Origin of the sequence: Patulibacter americanus DSM 16676, assembly GCF_000420025.1 — a bacterium.
Classification (GTDB): Bacteria; Actinomycetota; Thermoleophilia; order Solirubrobacterales; family Solirubrobacteraceae; genus Patulibacter; species Patulibacter americanus.
In genome coordinates this window covers 253,544-269,039 of the sequence record NZ_ATUD01000004.1, presented here as the reverse complement: position 1 = coordinate 269,039, position 15,496 = coordinate 253,544, and the positions used below count along the sequence as shown (strand labels likewise).

Genomic DNA, 15,496 nt, shown 5'->3' with positions numbered 1-15,496 from the left:
TCATCGGGTGTCCACCCGCAGGACGTGGCCGGCGCGTTCGCCCGGCACGAGCCGGACGTAGTTCCCTCCGTGGTGCCAGTCGAAGCGCTCCACGCTCAACAGGTCGGTGACGGTGAAGGACTCGGGGAATCCGAGGTCGTTCGGGATCTCCACGAGACCCTCCTGGGCGTGTTCGAAGTCGATGTTGACCACCGTGATGACGACGTTGTCGCCACGCCGCTTGGCGTACGCGATCAGCGCCTCGTTGTGGGTCTCGAGGAACCGGAGGTCCCCGAGGTGCTGCAGCGCGACGTTGTCACGTCGCGCGCGGTTCAGCGTGCCGATGAGCGGCAGCAGGGGGCCGTCGAGCCGCCGGTCGTGCGCCTCGTACTTCTCCGAGTCGAGGTACTCCTCACTGTGCGGCTTGACCGCCGTGTGCTCGAAGTTCTCGAACCCGGAGTAGACGCCCCAGCTCGGCGAGAGCGTGGCGGCGAGGATCGCGCGGACCGGAAACGCGTTCGGTCCGCCCACCTGCAGGTACTCGGGGAGGATGTCCGGCGTGTTGACGAACGCGTTGGGGCGGAAGTACTCCTCCTCGCCCGAGTGCGCGAGCTCCGAGAAGTACTCCTTGAGGTCCCAGGACGAGTTCTTCCACGTGAAGTACGTGTAGGACTGCTGGAAGCCGACCTTCGCGAGCGCCTGCATCACGCGGCGGCGGGTGAACGCCTCGGCGAGGAAGATCACGTCGGGATCCGTCTTGCGGATCTCGCCGATCATCCACTCCCAGAAGGGGAGCGGCTTCGTGTGCGGGTTGTCGACGCGGAAGACGCGGACCCCGTGGTCGACCCAGAAGCGGACGACGTCGAGGAGCGCCTGCCAGAGCCCCTGCCAGTCCTCGCAGGCGAAGTCGACGTTGTAGATGTCCTGGTACTTCTTGGGCGGGTTCTCCGCGTACTTCAGGGTGCCGTCCGGGCGGCGGTTGAACCACTCGGGGTGCTCCGTGAGCCACGGGTGGTCCGCCGAGCACTGGATCGCGAAGTCCAGCGCGAACTTCATCCCGTACCGGTCGAGCTCCGCGACGAGCGCGTCGACGTCCTCGATCGTGCCGAGCTCGGGGTGCACGGCCGTGTGCCCCCCGTCCTCCGAGCCGATCGCGTACGGGCTGCCGGGGTCGTCCGGGCCCGCGACGAGCGTGTTGTTGCGGCCCTTGCGGTTCTTGAGGCCGATGGGGTGGATCGGCGGCACGTAGAGGACGTCGAACCCGAGCTCGGCGAGCTTCGGGACCTGGTCCTTCGTGCCCTTCAGGCCGCCGAACGAGCGCGGGAACAGCTCGTACCAAGAGCCGAAGCGCGCCAGGACGGGGTCGACCTGGATCCGGAGCACGTCGCCGACGGCCTGCTCCGCGCGGTCGGGGTGGTCCGTCAGGACGGCGGCCAGGTCCGGGTCCAGCGCGACGGTCACGCTCGCGTCGGGCCGCTCGAGCGCGTCCGCGGCCTCCTCGATGCGGCGGCGGGCCTCGCCCTTCGCGTTCTTCGCGGCGTCGCGCAGGACGAGCACGCCCTCGGAGAGCTCGCCCGAGAGGTCCTCCTGGCCCGCCGCGTGCTTGCGGTCGATCTCGTGGCGCCAGGTGGCGAAGCGGTCGACCCAGGCGAGGACCTGCCACTCCCACATCCCGAGGGTGTCGTCGAGGCCGAAGGTGCCCTCCCACCGGACGCCGTCCTCGTGGGCGTCGACCGGGAGCATGGGCACCTCGCGCCACCGGCGGTCGCCCTCGGGGCGGTAGCGGGCGACGGCCCTCAGGGTGTCGTGGCCGTCGCGGAAGACGTCGGCGCCGACGTGGACGACGTCGCCGGCGGTGCGTTTGATGGGGTAGCGCCCGCCGTCCACGACGGGGCCGGGCCGCTCGATGCGGATGCGGGACGGTGGGGATTGCGAAGATGTGGTGCTGGGCACGTGTGCGGTCCACTATCCACGACGCAGCACCCCGAAACGTCAACGACATGCGAATCCCCCGATCCAGCGGCGTACAGCTGCACCTCACCTCGCTCCCCGGCGGGCGGCTCGGCCCGGAGGCGTACTCCTTCGTCGACTGGCTGCAGGCCGCGGGCCAGTCGTGGTGGCAGACGCTGCCGCTCGGTCCCCCCGACGAGTACCGCTCGCCGTACAAGTCCGCCTCCGCCTTCGCCGCCTGGAACGGGTTCCTCGCGGAGCCCGACGCCGAGGTGACGCCCGAGGAGGAGGCCGCGTTCCGCGAGCGCCACGGCTTCTGGGTCGCGGACTGGGAGGCCTACGCCGGAGCGGGCGCCGTGGCCGACCAGGTCCGGTTCGACCGCGAGTGGAGCGCCCTGCGCGCCTACGCGCAGGAACGCGGCGTCCAGCTCATCGGCGACGTCCCGATCTACGTGGCCCCGGACGGCGCCGACCACCGGGCCCACCCCGAGCTCTTCCGCGAGGGCGTCGTCTCGGGAGCCCCGCCGGACGCCTACTCAGAGAAGGGGCAGCTCTGGGCCAACCCGGTCTACGACTGGCCCGCCGTGCGGCGCCGACGCTACCGCTGGTGGACGGAGCGCTTCGGCCGCACCTTCGACCTCTTCGACCTCGCGCGGATCGACCACTTCCGCGGCTTCGTGTCCTACTGGGCCGTCCCGGAGGACGCGCCCGACGCGTCCCACGGCACGTGGGCCCGCGGTCCGGGCAAGGCCGTCTTCGACGCCGCGGCGCGCGACCTGGGCTACGAGGCCGGCGGTCTGCCCCTGATCGCGGAGGACCTCGGGGTCATCACCCCCGCGGTCGAGCGGCTGCGCGACGGGCTCGAGCTGCCCGGGATGGTCGTGCTGCAGTTCGCGTTCGATCCGAACGACCCGGACGGCCCGCACTGGCCGAAGAACCACCACGAGCACCAGGTGCTCTACACCGGCACGCACGACAACGACACGCTGCGCGGCTGGTGGGACTCGATCCCGCAGTCGCACCGGATCAACGCGCAGGCCGCGATCGAGACCGCCGGCGCGGACGAGGACGAGCCGTGGTGGTCGCTCGTGCACCTCGCGCAGAGCTCCCCCGCGGCGCTCTGCATGGTCCAGGTGCAGGACCTGCTCGGACTGGGGAGCGAGTCGCGGATGAACGTCCCCGGCGAGTCGGGCAGCTCGTGGCGGTTTCAGCTGGAGCCCGGCCAGCTCACGGACGAGCACGCCGAGCGGCTGCGGGTCATGACCCGCGAGGCCGGGCGTTGAGCCCCTTCTCCGGGGTGCCGGGCGACGTGCCCGACGTCCCGCCGGTCGGTCCGGACGACACGGTCGACCCCGACGGCCCGGCGACCCCGCCGATCCTGCGCGGGCTCGTGGCGCTCGGCGACTCCATCACGGTCGGCGAGGGCGAGCCGCTGCAGGGCGTCGTGATGCAGTCGTGGGCGCAGTGGACGGCCGAGGCGCTGGACCTGCCGTTCCACAAGCTGGCCCGCAACGGCGCCACCGCGCCCGAGATCCTGCGCGACCTGGCCCCGCGGATGCGCGGCGCCTACGACGTCGCCTGCGTCTACGCGGGCGTGAACGACGTCCGCTCGGACCCGTGGGACGAGGGCGCCTACCGCGCCACGCTGGACGAGCTGCTCGTGCGGGCCGGCGACCATGCCGCCCGCGTCGTGGTCTGCACGCTGCCGGCCGACCTCGGCCGGCCGAGCTCGGGACGGAAGGCCACCGAGGCCTCGGCGGTGGTCCGCGAGCTCGCCGACGCCCGCGGCGCGCTGCTCGTCGAGCTGGACGACCTGGGCGGCCGCCGACTCGTGCTGCCCGACGTCGTCCACCCCACCGCGCTCGGGCAGGTCGAGATGGCGGCGCGCGCCGTCCGCGTGCTCGCGGCGGACGGCCTGACCCCCCGGGAGGACCCGTGGACGGCCGCGGACCCCTACGACTCGCTGCGGGCGAAGTTCGCGAGCGAGCGGCGCTGGGCCCGGGGCCTCGTACGCGACGTGGGTCGTCGCGGGGTCGAGGCGGCCGGGCGGCGGCTGCGGGGCTGAGGGCCGGGCCCGGCGGGCGGGCCGGGCGGTCCGGGCGCGGCGGGCGGGCCGGGCGGGCCGCCCATCCGCCCGCATCGGCCGCCGTGCGCCGAAACCGCCGGCTCAGCCCTGCGGCTTGTGGCGGTGGTGGAGCATGAGGTCGTTGCCGTCGGGGTCCTGGAAGATCGCCATGCGGCAGACACCGGTGTCGAACGGGTCGCCGAGGAACTCGACGCCCTTGGCCTCCAGCTCGGTCCGGGCGGCGTCGACGTCCTCCACCTGCAGGGCCAGGTGGGCGTTCTTCTGCGGCTGGAACGGGCCGCCGCCCATCTCCTCGGGGTTCCAGATGCCGAAGCAGGTCTCCCCCACCCAGAACTCGAAGCGGGCGTGCTCGTCGGGGCGCAGCCCGAGCGTGTCGACGTAGAAGGCGCGGGAGCGCTCGGGGTCGCGGCTGGGGACGCCGACGAAGTCGAGGCCGAGGACGGTGGCAGAGGACATGGTGGGACTCCGGTGATCGGGTGTGCGGAGGCCCGACCCTCCCACCGATCGAGGACACCGACGGTCCGCATGGGGCCCGGCCGGGAGGCGCCCGACCGCGGGGACGCGCGCCCCGCTTGACCTTCCCCTCGGGGGAGGGGTGATGATCGTGGCGATGATGACCGTCGGCGAGTTCGCGAGGTTCACGCGCCTGAGCGCCAAGCAGCTGCGGAGCTACGACGCCCTGGGCCTCCTGGCGCCGGCCGCGACCGACGAGCGGACGGGCTACCGCCGCTACCACCCGGCGCAGGCGCGGACCGCCGTGACGATCGGGCTGCTGCGCAGCCTCGACGTCCCGCTCGCGACGATCCGGGACCTGCTCGTCGCGGGTGACGACGACGCCGAGCGCCTGCTCGAGGCGGAGCGGTCCCGCATGCGTCGGGAGCTCGCGGCGGGCGAGCGGGCCCTGTCCGCGCTCCGCCGCATCCGCGCGGACCGCGACCTCATGCCCCACGCCGTCGACCAGGCCCACGCCGAGCCCTGCGCCCTGCTCGCGCTCCGGGCGACGAGCACGGCCGAGCGGCTCCACACCGACGCGGCCGCGCTCGTCGCGCGCCTGACGGACGCCGTGCCCTGGGCGGCGGCCCCCGACGCCGCCATCGTCGGGCTGTATCCGCTCGACCTCGACGGCCCGATCGGGTTCGCCGTGGGGGCCGAGCGCCCGCCGGGCGCGCCGCCGCCGGCCGCCGGGGACGCCCCGGACCTCGAGCGGGTGCTGCTCCCGGCGGGCCCGGTGGCGCGGGTCCTGCACCGCGGCCCCCACGAGGAGCTCCCCCTTGCGTACTTCCCGCTGCTGGCGTGGGTCCGCGAGCGCGGCCACGCCGTGGCCGGTCCCGTGCGCGAGCGGTACGTGGACGACCCCGCGGTCGTCCCCGGCCCGTCGCTGCGCACGGAGCTGACGATCCCGTTGCCCCACCCCGGAGACCCGACACCATGACCACCCCCAGCGCCCTCTACCCCGTCCTGATGACCGACGACGTCGCCCGCGACGCCGCGTTCTACGGCCGCCTGCTCGGACTCGAGACCACCTTCGCCGCCGACTGGTACGTCAGCCTGGCCGCCCCCGGCGCGCCGGCCGTGCAGCTCGCGTTCGTCGACGGCGCCCATCCGAGCGTGCCGGCCGCGTTCCGCGCCCAGGCCGCGGGCGTGCTCGTCACCGTCGAGGTCCAGGACACCGACGCCGTGCACGCCCGCGCCGCCGCGGACGGGTTGCCGATGCACGTCCCGCTCCGCGACGAGGCCTGGGGCCAGCGTCACTTCGTGACGGAGGACCCCGCCGGCGTGCTCGTCGACGTCGTGACGGTGATCCCCGCCGGGGCGGAGTACGCGGCGCTCTACGCCTCCTGAGGCCCGTCCCCACGCGGACTCCCGAGGCGCGTCCTCGGGAGTCGCGCCCCCGCGCCCTACGCCAGGCGGCCGCGCACGGCCGCCAGCGCGTCGGCCGTCGTGGCCGTCCCGCCCAGGTCGCGCGTGCGCAGGCCGTCGCCCAGGGCGCCGTCGACGGCGGACTCCAGCGCCGTGGCCTCGGACTCGAGGCCCAGGCCGTGGCGGAGCATCATCGCCGCGGAGAGGAACATCGCCAGGGGGTTGGCGACGCCCTGGCCGGCGATGTCGGGGGCCGAGCCGTGCACGGGCTCGAAGAGGCCCGGGCCGTCCGGGTTGCCGACGGAGGCCGAGGGCAGCATGCCGAGCGAGCCGGAGAGCATCGCGGCGGCGTCCGAGAGGATGTCGCCGAACAGGTTCTCCGTGACGATCACGTCGAACTGCGTCGGGCGGGCGATGAGCTCCATCGCGCAGGAGTCGACGAGCTGGTCGCTCAGGCCGACGTCGGAGTACTCCTCCTCGTGCACGCGGTGGACGACCTGCCGCCACTGGCGCGAGGTCTCCATGACGTTGGCCTTGTCGACGGAGGTCACGTGGTTGCGACGCTTGCGGGCCGTCTCGAACGCGGAGCGCGCGATCCGCTCGACCTCGGCGACGGTGTAGTGGCAGAGGTCCGACGCGTCGGTCTCGGTGCGCGTCTTCTTCCCGAAGTAGATGCCGCCCGTGAGCTCGCGGACGACGAGCAGGTCGGTGCCGTCGAGGACCTCGCGCTTGAGCGGCGAGGCGTCGTAGAGCGCCGGCAGCGGGCGGACCGGGCGCAGGTTGGAGAACAGGCCCAGCTCCTTGCGCAGGCCGAGCAGGCCCTGCTCCGGGCGGGGCTTCGCGGGGTCCGTCGTGTCCCACTTGGGGCCGCCGACCGCCGCGAGCAGCACGGCGTCGGCGCCCTTGCACGCCGCGAGGGTCTCGTCGGTCAGCGCGGTGCCGTGCGCGTCGATGGAGGCGCCGCCGAAGGGGTGCTCCTCGAACGTGAAATCGCCGAGCTCGTTCAGGATCTCGAGCGTCGGGGCGGTGATCTCCGGGCCGATCCCGTCTCCGGGCAGCGTGACGATGGCGTGGGGCATGGGGTCCTCGGTGTCGGGTGGTACGGGCGGGACGGCGCCGGTCAGCCGCCGCGCAGGCGGGCGGCGATCGACTCGGGAGTCTCGGCCGGCGGACGGTCGTCGGCCCGCCGGGCGCTCATGTTCAGGCGGACGTAGTCGAGCACGACGCCGTCCGGGCCGTCGAGCTCGCGGCGCACGTCCTCGACGAACTCGTCGTGCGCCTCCTCCGGGAGCCGCTCCAGGTAGCTGCCCAGGACAACGGTGCGCAGGAACGCGTGCGGGTCCTCCAGGCGCACCGGGCGCGGCTCGAGCCAGCAGGAGACGTCGACGAAGCCGGCGTCCTGCAGGCGCCGCGTCGTCTCCTCCGGGCCGGCGAAGTTCCAGTCGTCCTCGAAGCCGACGAACGCGTCGTCCCACGGGGCGCGGGAGCGCAGGCGGGCGATCGCGGCCACCACGGAGGCGATGTTGCCCGCGCCGCCGCACTGCGCCTGCAGCTGCCCGCCGGGCTTCAGCGCCGTGGCGAGCCGGCGGAAGAGCCGCTCGTGGTCGGCGATCCAGTGGAACGTGGCCGTCGAGACGATCGCGTCGACCGGCGCGGCGAGGACGAGCTCGGTCAGGTCCTGGACCTGCAGGTCGACGCCCGGGGGCAGCACGTTGCGGGCCTGCGCGATCATCGACGGCGAGCCGTCGACGCCGATGACCCGCCCGCGCGGCACGAGCGGCACGAGGGTCGCGGTGACGCGCCCCGTCCCGCAGCCGGCGTCGAGCACCGACTCGTGGCCGTGCAGCTCGAGGCGGCCGACGACGTCGGCGCCCCAGGCCTGGTGCGGGACGGCGACGCGGTCGTACGTGCTCGCCTCCCAGTCCCGCGGGCCGTCGGCGTTCTCGGGGGCGGACACGGGCGGCCTCAGCCGACGGGGGTCGTCGCGATCGGCTCCGGCGGGAGGTCGAGCGAGCTCGGCTTCCGCACGCCGGCGGCGTCCTGGCGCTCCTCGAACTGCGCGACCATCTCGACCTGGCGCAGCGTCAGGCCGATGTCGTCCAGGCCGTTGAGCAGGCGGTACTTCGTGTCCGGGTTGATCTCGAACGGGAAGACGTCGCCGCCGGCCGTGACGGTCTGCGCCTCGAGGTCGACCTTCGCCTCGCCGGCCGCCGCGATCTTGCGGACCTGGTCCTCCGGCAGCTCCACCGGCAGCAGGCCGATCTTCGTGGAGTTCGAGTAGAAGATGTCGGCCAGCGAGGTCGCGATGATGCAGCGGAAGCCGGCGTCCTCCAGCGCCCAGGGGGCGTGCTCGCGGCTCGAGCCCGAGCCGAAGTTCGCGCCGGCGGTGAGGATCGGGTTGCCGATCTCGACGTTCCAGTCCGGCGCCTGCTTCGCGTCGTGGAAGAGGTACTCGCCGAAGCCGGTCCGCTCCACGCGCTTCATGAAGCGCGCCGGGATGATCTGGTCGGTGTCGACGTCGTCGCGGGGCAGGTCGGAGACGCGGCCCTCGACGATGTTCACGGGATCCATGGTCTGGTCTCTAGCTCTCGTGGTCTCGGCGCGCGCCTAGACGGCGGCCGGCTCGGGGGACGGGACGTCGGCGGCGGACCACTCGCGGATGTCCACGAAGTGGCCGGCGATCGCCGCGGCGGCGGCCATCTGCGGCGAGACGAGGTGCGTGCGCCCACCCTTGCCCTGACGGCCCTGGAAGTTGCGGTTGGAGGTCGACGCGCAGCGCTCGCCGGGCTGCAGGACGTCGGGGTTCATGCCCAGGCACATGGAGCAGCCCGCGCCGCGCCAGTCGAAGCCCGCCTGCGTGAAGACCTTGTCGAGCCCGAGCTTCTCGGCCTCGATCTTCACCTGCACGGAGCCCGGGACGACCATCGCGTAGACGTCGTCGGCGACCTTGCGGCCCTGGATGACGTCGGCCGCGGCCTGCAGGTCGGCCAGGCGGCCGTTCGTGCAGGAGCCGAGGAAGACGCGGTCGATCTTGATGTCCTCGATCCGCTCGCCGCCCTCCAGGCCCATGTACTCCAGGGCGCGCTGGAACTGGCCGCGCTGGGCCTCGTCCTCGGCGGCGTCGACCGTCGGGACGGCGCCGTCCACGCCGACGACCATGTCCGGGGTCGTGCCCCAGGTCACGCGCGGGGAGAGCGTGGTGACGTCGACGTCGATCTCGCGGTCGAAGGTCGCCCCCTCGTCCGTGTAGAGCTCGCTCCAAGCGGCCACGGCCGCGTCCCACGCCTCGCCGGTCGGCGCGGCGGGCTTGCCCTGCACGTAGTCGAACGTGGTCTGGTCCGGGGCGATCATGCCCGCGCGCCCGCCACCCTCGATGGTCATGTTGCAGATCGTCATGCGGCCCTCCATCGAGAGCGCCTCGATCGCGGGACCCGCGAACTCGACGGCGTGGCCGACGGCGCCGTCGACGCCCATCTGGCCGATCGCGCCGAGGATCATGTCCTTCGCCGTGACACCGAAGGGCAGGTCGCCGACGAAGTTGATCCGCATGGACTTCGGCTTCTTCTGCACGAGGCACTGCGTGGCCAGCACGTGCTCGACCTCGGAGGTGCCGATGCCGAAGGCGAGCGAGCCGAACGCGCCGTGGGTGGCGGTGTGGGAGTCGCCGCAGACGATCGTCATGCCCGGCTGGGTCAGGCCCTGCTCGGGACCGACGACGTGAACGATGCCCTGGCGGTCGGAGCCCAGCGAGAAGACGGGGACGCCGAACTCGGCGCAGTTCCTCTCGAGCGTCTCGACCTGGGTGCGCGAGAGCGCGTCCTTGATCCGCGAGGCGACCGGCGTGCCGTCGGTCGGCACGTTGTGGTCGGCCGTCGCGAGCGTCTTGTCGGGTCGACGGACCGGGCGGCCGGCGAGGCGGAGGCCGTCGAAGGCCTGCGGGCTCGTGACCTCGTGGACCATGTGGAGGTCGATGTAGATCAGGTTGTCGGCCACCTCGTGGCTCTCCCAGATCTTGTCGAACAGCGTCTTCGGCATGGCGTTCTCGTGGCTTCTTCGGGGTGTGCGGGTGCAGGCTGGTGCGGCGGGGGCTCAGGAGCGGCGCAGGCCGGCGTTGACGACGGCGAGCATGACCGCCGGCTCGGGGCCGGGGTTCTCGAAGTGGTGTGGCAGGTCCGCGTCGAACGTGACGCAGTCGCCCTGCTCGAGCGGGTGGTCGACGCCGTCGCAGCAGAGGACGATGCGCCCACGCTCGACGAGCGCGATCTCGCGGGTGCCCGGCTCGTGCATCGGCGGGTCCCCCGGGTTGCCCGTGCGGGCGCCCGCATCGAGCTCGTGCCGGGTCAGCTCGCTGCGCTGGCCCGGGAGCGGCGGGGTGAGGATCTCGACGAGGTGGCCGCGCTCGGGCGAGCCGCCGCTGCGACGCTCGTCCCGACGCACGACGGTGACGGATCCACCCTCGTCCAGGCGCAGGAGCTGGCTCAGCCGCAGGTCCAGGCCCTGGGCGATCCGCGCGGCCACTTGCAACGTCGGCGAGGTCTCCCCCCGCTCGACCTGGCTCAGCGTCGTGGCGGAGACGCCGCAGCGCTCGGCGAGGTCGCGCAGCGAGAGGCCCATGTTGTCCCGCAGAGCCCGGACGCGCGGTCCGATGCGGATCCGCTCGTCCTCGCTCGGCGGGATCTGCGTCCCCTCGGGTGTCACCGTCGCGGCCATCTGGCTCCGTACGGTATCACGTACAAGCGTGCGGTACGACGGACGGCGGGGCGGTGGACGGGTGTCGGGCTCCCGCCGCTGCGGTGGGCGCCAGAGGGCCGAACGGGCACCCCGCCCCCGCCACCAACGGCGGTCGCGCCGCTCAGGGCTTCTCGGGCGGGACCGTGCGGCCCCCGCTGAGCGCGTCGAGCAGCGCGAGCGCCCCACCCGTGTTGCCCGCGGGTGCCGCCACGCCGAGCACCGGGCGCGGGCGCGGGCCGAAGGCGGCGCGGACGGCGAAGACGTCGACGCCCGAGCGCACCGCGTCGAGCGCCTCGGTCTCCCCCCGCTCCTCCGCGTAGGGCTGGAGGTCGTAGAGGCCGCCCTCCGCCGCGAGCGCCGGCACGTCGGCCTCCGGGACCACCACGACGTCGCACTCCTCCGACGCCGCCGCGATCCGGGCCTGCAGCTCGCGCAGCGTGCGTCCCCGGCCCGCCGGGAAGCCGAGGGTCGAGGCCTGCAGGCGCGGGCGCTCCACGTTGAAGCGCGCGATCGCCGGCGCAGCCGCCGCGACGTCCCCGTCGGCGCCGCACAGGGTCACGACCCCGCCGGCCCCCTTCGCCTCGCCCGGGGCCAGCGCCCCGGGCTCGTCCGGCCGCTCGACGACCGTCGTGGTCGGCGGCGCGATCTCCTCGGGGGCCGTGAGCGTCGTGGCCGCGTCCCCGCCCCCGCCGCAGCCGGTCAGCCCGGCGAGCGCGAGGAGGACGAGCGCCGGCGCGGGGCCGGCCGTCAGGCCACGACGGCCGGCCACGGCTCAGACGGTCCCGTTGGCGAAGTACCAGACGAACACGGCAGCGACGGCGGCCAGCAGCGGGTGCACGTCGCGCCAGCGCCCGCGGAGGACGGCGATCAGGACGTAGAGCACCATGCCCGCGCCGACGCCGTTGGCGATGGAGTACGTGAACGGCATGAGCGTCACCGTCGCGAAGACGGGGAGCGCGACGCCGATGTCGTCCCAGTCGATCGTGGCGAGCTGGCTGATCATGAGCGCGCCGACGACCACGAGCACCGGGCCCGTCGCGGCGGACGGGATGACCGCGGCGAGCGGGGCCAGGAACATGGCCAGCAGGAACAGCACGCCGGTCACGACGTTGGCCAGGCCCGTGCGGCCGCCCTGGGCCGCACCGGCGGTGCTCTCCACGAAGATCGTGTTCGACGAGGCCGACGCCGCGCCACCCGCGATCGCACCCGCGGACTCCACGAGCAGCACGCGGCGCATCATGGGCAGGCGCCCCTCGTCGTCCGTCAGGCCCGCGCGGCGACCGACGGCGAGCGCGGTGCCCATGGCGTCGAAGAAGTTCGCCATGAGCGCCGTGAGGACCACGGCCAGCGCGGCCCCGAGGCCGAGCGCCCCGAAGAAGCCGAACGAGACGTCGCCGACGAGGCTGAAGTCCGGCGCGGCCGTGATCGAGCCCGGCAGCTCGGCGCCGGGGACGGGCGTGCCGCCGGAGAGGGCGTTGATCACGATGCCGAGGACGGTGGCGATGGCGATGCCGATCAGCAGCGCGGCGGGGACCCGCCGGGCCATCAGGACCGCGGTGCCGACGAGGCCGACGAGGAACACCAGGGTGCTCCAGCTCGCGAGGTCCGGGCTGATCGCGACGATCGTCCCGCCCCCCTCGGGGTGGACGACGATGCCCGCGTTCGTCAGGCCGATGAGGGCGATGAAGATGCCGATGCCCGCGCCGATCGCGCGGACGAGCGCGTTGGGGATCGCGTTCATGATCGCCTCGCGCAGGCCCGCGAGCACGAGGACGAGCATCACGATGCCCTCGACGACGATGACGCCCATCGCCTCGGGCCAGTCCAGGCCCTTGCCGGCGACGAGGCTGAACGCCACGAAGGCGTTGATGCCCAGGCCGGCGGCCAGCGCCATCGGCACGTTGGCGACGAAGCCCATGGCGATCGTCATGACGCCCGCCACGAGCGCCGTCACCGTGACGAGCTGGGTGTGGTCGAGCTTCAACCCCGACGCATCGGCGACGCCGCCGAGGATCGATGGGTTGACGACGAGGATGTAGGCCATCGTCGCGAAGGTCGCGAGTCCGGCGAGCACTTCCGTGCGCACGGTGCTGCCGCGCTCGGATATGCGGAAGAAGCGGTCCATGGGTCCTCTCGGGCGACGTACGGGACGGCCGCCCGGTGGCGGCCGCGACGGCGCGCCGCGCGCGCCGTGTGCCCCGAAAGGCTAGGGAGGAACGCGGCGGAAGGAGGGGCGCCCGCCCCACGGACGACGACGGGCCCCGGTCGCCGTGGCGACCGGGGCCCGTGGGACCGCGTGCCGGGCCTCCCGCGAGGGGGAGGACCGGCGGTGCGGGGACTAGAACTTGCTGGTGTCGGCCTTCGTGATCAGCGTCTTGCCGCCGCCCTTGAGGCCCGTGACGGCCTTGAGGATCGCGCCCTGGCTCTTGGCCTTGTCGTAGGCCGCCGGGGCCGGGAAGGCCGAGGCCGGGGCACCCGGGGCGCCGCCACCGAGGATGAAGCGGATCCAGGCCGCGTGACGGGCCTCGACGGAGTGGATCGCCAGGGCGACCTTCACGACCGCGCGCTGCTTGAGGTTCGGGCCCTGACCGGCGTACGCCGACACGCCCGTGTCCTCGAGCAGGACGGCCGTCGGACCGAACGCGGCCGGCGCGATGATCGCGGCGACGGCGTCGGGGTTGAGCGTCGGGGGCTTGACCGCGCCCTTGCCGATGGCCTTCTTCAGGTCCTTGACGTGCTGCGCCTCGTGCTGGGCGACGATCGTCGCGAACTGCTTGAGCTCGGGGCTCGCGAACTGGTTCTGCGCCACGGCGGCGGCGTAGAAGCTGGCCTCGAGGTACTCGAGCGTCAGCGCGTAGTTCAGGATCTTGACGTCGTTCTTCGCCGACGGGCGCTTCGTCGAGATCGCGGCGTTGGCGAGGCCCGGCAGACCGAAGACTGCGGCGACGCCGGCGGCGCCCACGGCACCCGTCTTCATGAAGGTGCCGCGATCGAAGCCGGCGGCCTCGGCGGTCTCGCGGACGTCGCCGTCGACGTCGAGCTTGTCCAGGTTGATGAGGTTCGACACGGGGGGCTCCTGAGAATCGTTGGATCGGAAGTCGCCAGCGGCGGGCTTCCGGGGGTCTCGACGTGTAGAACGCCGCGTTGCTCCGATCGGATGCACCCAATGTGCGCGAGCCCGGCCCCGAGCGTCTCGGGGCCGGCCGCTACGGCCCGGGGTCGGTGAGCGGGGCGTCGTCGGGGCGGGCCGCCGCAATCGCCGCCACGCCGGCGTTCAGGGCGCGGAGGTACGCGATCGCCGACGCGCGGATCGTGTCGGTGTCGACGGCCTGGCCCGCCCCCGTGACCCGCTCGCCGCGCTCCACGCCCGGCAGCTGCGTGCGCAACGCCGAGCCCGCCGTGCCGAGCTCCACGACCACGGAGACCTGCGCCAGGGCGTCCTGACCGCCCGTCACGGCCTCGACGCGGTACTCCCGCAGCCGCGCGTCGACGGCCACCGCGGAGTCCAGGGCCCGGAAGAGCGCGTCGACCGGTCCGTCGCCCGTGAACCCGCCGCTCACGCGGCCGCCGTCCGGGCTCTCGATGACGACGCTCGCGTGCGGCGGCCGGTCGTCCGAGCGCACCTCGACGGTGTAGGAGACGAGGGAGAACGCGGCGCCGTCGGCATCCGCGCGCAGCTCGTCGGCGACGAGCGCCTCGAGGTCCATCGCGGTGACCTGCTTCTTGCGGTCCGCGACCTCCTTGAACGTGTCGAACGCCTGGCGCAGCGCCTGGCCGTCGAGGCGGTAGCCGAGCTTCTCGAGCGCGTCCTTCAGCGCCGCGCGACCCGAGTGCTTGCCGAGCACGAGCTGCTCGGCGTCGTCGATCCCGACGGACGCCGGGTCCATGATCTCGAACGTCGAGCGGTCCTTGAGCACCCCGTCCTGGTGGATGCCCGACTCGTGCGAGAACGCGTTGCGGCCGACGATCGCCTTGTTCGGCTGGACCGCGTAGCCCGTCAGGCGGGAGACGAGGCGGCTCGTCCGCGCGATCTCCGTCGTGACCGCGCCCGTGGTGTAGCCGAGCAGGTCGCGACGGGTGTGGAGGAGCATGATGATTTCCTCCAGCGCCGTGTTGCCCGCCCGCTCGCCCAGGCCGTTGACCGCGCACTCGACCTGCCGCGCGCCGGCGCCGAGCCCCGCCAGCGTGTTCGGCACGGCCAGGCCCAGGTCGTCGTGGCAGTGCACGGAGAGCACGACGTCGCGCAGGCCCGGCGTCAGGGCGTAGAGCCGCGTGAGGAACGCCGCGTACTCGTCGGGGGTCGCGTAGCCGACGGTGTCGGGCACGTTGATCGTGGTCGCGCCCTCGTCGATGGCGACCTGCAGCACCTGGGCCGTGAACTCCGGGTCCGACCGGGTGGCGTCCATCGGGGAGAACTCGACGTCGCCGACTAGGGAGCGCGCGTGCGCCACGGCGGCCTTCGCGCCCTCGAGCACGTCCGCGCGGGTGTTGCGCATCTGGTGCTCGATGTGGATGTCGGACGTCGAGATGAAGGTGTGGATCCGCCCGCGGCCTTGGGCCGCGGCGTCGCGGATCGCCTCGCCCGCACGGTCGATGTCGCCGGCCTGCGCCCGGGCGAGCGCGGCCACGACGGGGCCACCCTCCAGGTCGGCCCGGGCGATCGCCTGCACCGCCGCGAAGTCGCCCGGCGAGGCGATGGGGAACCCGGCCTCGATGACGTCGACCCCGAGCCGTCCGAGCTGGTGGGCGATCTCGAGTTTCTCCGCCGTGTTCAGCGCGATGCCCGGCGACTGCTCGCCGTCGCGGAGGGTGGTGTCGAACAGGACGACCCGGTGCGGGTCGGCGGGCACGGTCATGGAGCGGCTCTCTCGGGGCGTGGTCGACGTGGGG

15 protein-coding genes are annotated in these 15,496 nt (G+C 73.5%); 4 read left to right on the top strand and 11 right to left on the bottom strand.

Annotation, left to right across the window (positions count from 1 at the left end):
- The gene (locus F593_RS0109660) at positions 1-1,932 is read right to left on the bottom strand and encodes an alpha-1,4-glucan--maltose-1-phosphate maltosyltransferase (RefSeq protein ID WP_022928548.1); all 1,932 of its coding nucleotides are present in this window, start codon (positions 1,930-1,932) and stop codon (positions 1-3) included.
- A 47-nt stretch (positions 1,933-1,979) separates the two neighbouring features.
- On the opposite strand from F593_RS0109660, the gene F593_RS0109655 reads away from it, so the two are divergent.
- Together F593_RS0109655 and F593_RS0109650 are read left to right on the top strand one after the other, a co-directional pair.
- Positions 1,980-3,212 carry a 4-alpha-glucanotransferase gene (locus tag F593_RS0109655; RefSeq protein ID WP_028721572.1) on the top strand — a complete coding sequence of 411 codons (1,233 nt, stop codon included), beginning with the start codon at positions 1,980-1,982 and terminating at the stop codon, positions 3,210-3,212.
- Complete coding sequence (locus F593_RS0109650; protein ID WP_169449179.1) at positions 3,209-3,994, top strand: SGNH/GDSL hydrolase family protein; 786 nt, start codon at positions 3,209-3,211, stop codon at positions 3,992-3,994. The genes F593_RS0109655 and F593_RS0109650 overlap by 4 nt, the downstream gene beginning before the upstream one ends.
- Before the next feature lie 102 nt (positions 3,995-4,096).
- On the opposite strand, the gene F593_RS0109645 is transcribed toward F593_RS0109650, so the two are convergent.
- Positions 4,097-4,471: a VOC family protein gene (locus F593_RS0109645; protein ID WP_022928546.1), complete on the bottom strand. Its 375-nt coding sequence runs from the start codon at positions 4,469-4,471 to the stop codon at positions 4,097-4,099.
- A 154-nt stretch (positions 4,472-4,625) separates the two neighbouring features.
- Here F593_RS0109645 and F593_RS0109640 point away from each other — a divergent pair, with 154 nt between their 5' ends.
- Both F593_RS0109640 and F593_RS0109635 read left to right on the top strand, forming a co-directional pair.
- On the top strand, positions 4,626-5,447 hold the full coding sequence (locus F593_RS0109640; protein WP_051160480.1) for a MerR family transcriptional regulator: 822 nt from the start codon (positions 4,626-4,628) through the stop codon (positions 5,445-5,447).
- The gene (locus F593_RS0109635; RefSeq protein ID WP_022928544.1) at positions 5,444-5,857 is read left to right on the top strand and encodes a VOC family protein; all 414 of its coding nucleotides are present in this window, start codon (positions 5,444-5,446) and stop codon (positions 5,855-5,857) included. The genes F593_RS0109640 and F593_RS0109635 overlap by 4 nt, the downstream gene beginning before the upstream one ends.
- A gap of 56 nt (positions 5,858-5,913) precedes the next feature.
- Here F593_RS0109635 and leuB read toward each other — a convergent pair whose 3' ends face one another.
- From leuB to F593_RS23920, 9 genes are all read right to left on the bottom strand, one after another.
- Positions 5,914-6,954 (bottom strand): 3-isopropylmalate dehydrogenase, encoded by a 1,041-nt coding sequence (gene leuB / locus F593_RS0109630; RefSeq protein WP_022928543.1) that lies wholly within the window; start codon positions 6,952-6,954, stop codon positions 5,914-5,916.
- Between the two features lie 41 nt (positions 6,955-6,995).
- Complete coding sequence (locus F593_RS0109625; RefSeq protein WP_022928542.1) at positions 6,996-7,832, bottom strand: class I SAM-dependent methyltransferase; 837 nt, start codon at positions 7,830-7,832, stop codon at positions 6,996-6,998.
- Positions 7,833-7,840: 8 nt separating this feature from the next.
- Positions 7,841-8,446: a 3-isopropylmalate dehydratase small subunit gene (leuD, locus tag F593_RS0109620; RefSeq protein ID WP_022928541.1), complete on the bottom strand. Its 606-nt coding sequence runs from the start codon at positions 8,444-8,446 to the stop codon at positions 7,841-7,843.
- Between the two features lie 36 nt (positions 8,447-8,482).
- Positions 8,483-9,910, bottom strand: coding sequence for a 3-isopropylmalate dehydratase large subunit (leuC, locus tag F593_RS0109615; RefSeq protein WP_022928540.1), 1,428 nt, complete (start codon positions 9,908-9,910; stop codon positions 8,483-8,485).
- 54 nt (positions 9,911-9,964) lie between these two features.
- Entirely contained in the window at positions 9,965-10,585 is a 621-nt protein-coding gene (locus F593_RS0109610; RefSeq protein WP_022928539.1) for a helix-turn-helix domain-containing protein, read from the bottom strand.
- A gap of 142 nt (positions 10,586-10,727) precedes the next feature.
- Complete coding sequence (locus tag F593_RS0109605; protein WP_022928538.1) at positions 10,728-11,375, bottom strand: hypothetical protein; 648 nt, start codon at positions 11,373-11,375, stop codon at positions 10,728-10,730.
- Between the two features lie 3 nt (positions 11,376-11,378).
- A complete protein-coding gene (locus tag F593_RS0109600; protein ID WP_022928537.1) occupies positions 11,379-12,731 on the bottom strand; it encodes an NCS2 family permease in 1,353 nt (450 codons plus the stop codon).
- Between the two features lie 213 nt (positions 12,732-12,944).
- Positions 12,945-13,673 (bottom strand): ferritin-like domain-containing protein, encoded by a 729-nt coding sequence (locus F593_RS28090; protein ID WP_022928536.1) that lies wholly within the window; start codon positions 13,671-13,673, stop codon positions 12,945-12,947.
- Positions 13,674-13,812: 139 nt separating this feature from the next.
- Complete coding sequence (locus tag F593_RS23920) at positions 13,813-15,462, bottom strand: 2-isopropylmalate synthase (RefSeq protein WP_022928535.1); 1,650 nt, start codon at positions 15,460-15,462, stop codon at positions 13,813-13,815.
- Between the last annotated feature and the right edge of the window lie 34 nt (positions 15,463-15,496).

What these genes read in the sequence shown, in the direction of transcription:
- leuB (WP_022928543.1), bottom strand. Translation starts at nt 6,954, where the DNA reads ATGCCCCACGCCATCGTCACGCTGCCCGGAGACGGGATCGGCCCGGAG.
- F593_RS0109640 (WP_051160480.1), top strand. Translation starts at nt 4,626, where the DNA reads ATGATGACCGTCGGCGAGTTCGCGAGGTTCACGCGCCTGAGCGCCAAG.
- leuC (WP_022928540.1), bottom strand. Translation starts at nt 9,910, where the DNA reads ATGCCGAAGACGCTGTTCGACAAGATCTGGGAGAGCCACGAGGTGGCC.
- F593_RS0109645 (WP_022928546.1), bottom strand. Translation starts at nt 4,471, where the DNA reads ATGTCCTCTGCCACCGTCCTCGGCCTCGACTTCGTCGGCGTCCCCAGC.
- F593_RS0109610 (WP_022928539.1), bottom strand. Translation starts at nt 10,585, where the DNA reads ATGGCCGCGACGGTGACACCCGAGGGGACGCAGATCCCGCCGAGCGAG.
- leuD (WP_022928541.1), bottom strand. Translation starts at nt 8,446, where the DNA reads ATGGATCCCGTGAACATCGTCGAGGGCCGCGTCTCCGACCTGCCCCGC.
- F593_RS0109655 (WP_028721572.1), top strand. Translation starts at nt 1,980, where the DNA reads ATGCGAATCCCCCGATCCAGCGGCGTACAGCTGCACCTCACCTCGCTC.
- F593_RS23920 (WP_022928535.1), bottom strand. Translation starts at nt 15,462, where the DNA reads ATGACCGTGCCCGCCGACCCGCACCGGGTCGTCCTGTTCGACACCACC.
- F593_RS0109635 (WP_022928544.1), top strand. Translation starts at nt 5,444, where the DNA reads ATGACCACCCCCAGCGCCCTCTACCCCGTCCTGATGACCGACGACGTC.
- F593_RS0109600 (WP_022928537.1), bottom strand. Translation starts at nt 12,731, where the DNA reads ATGGACCGCTTCTTCCGCATATCCGAGCGCGGCAGCACCGTGCGCACG.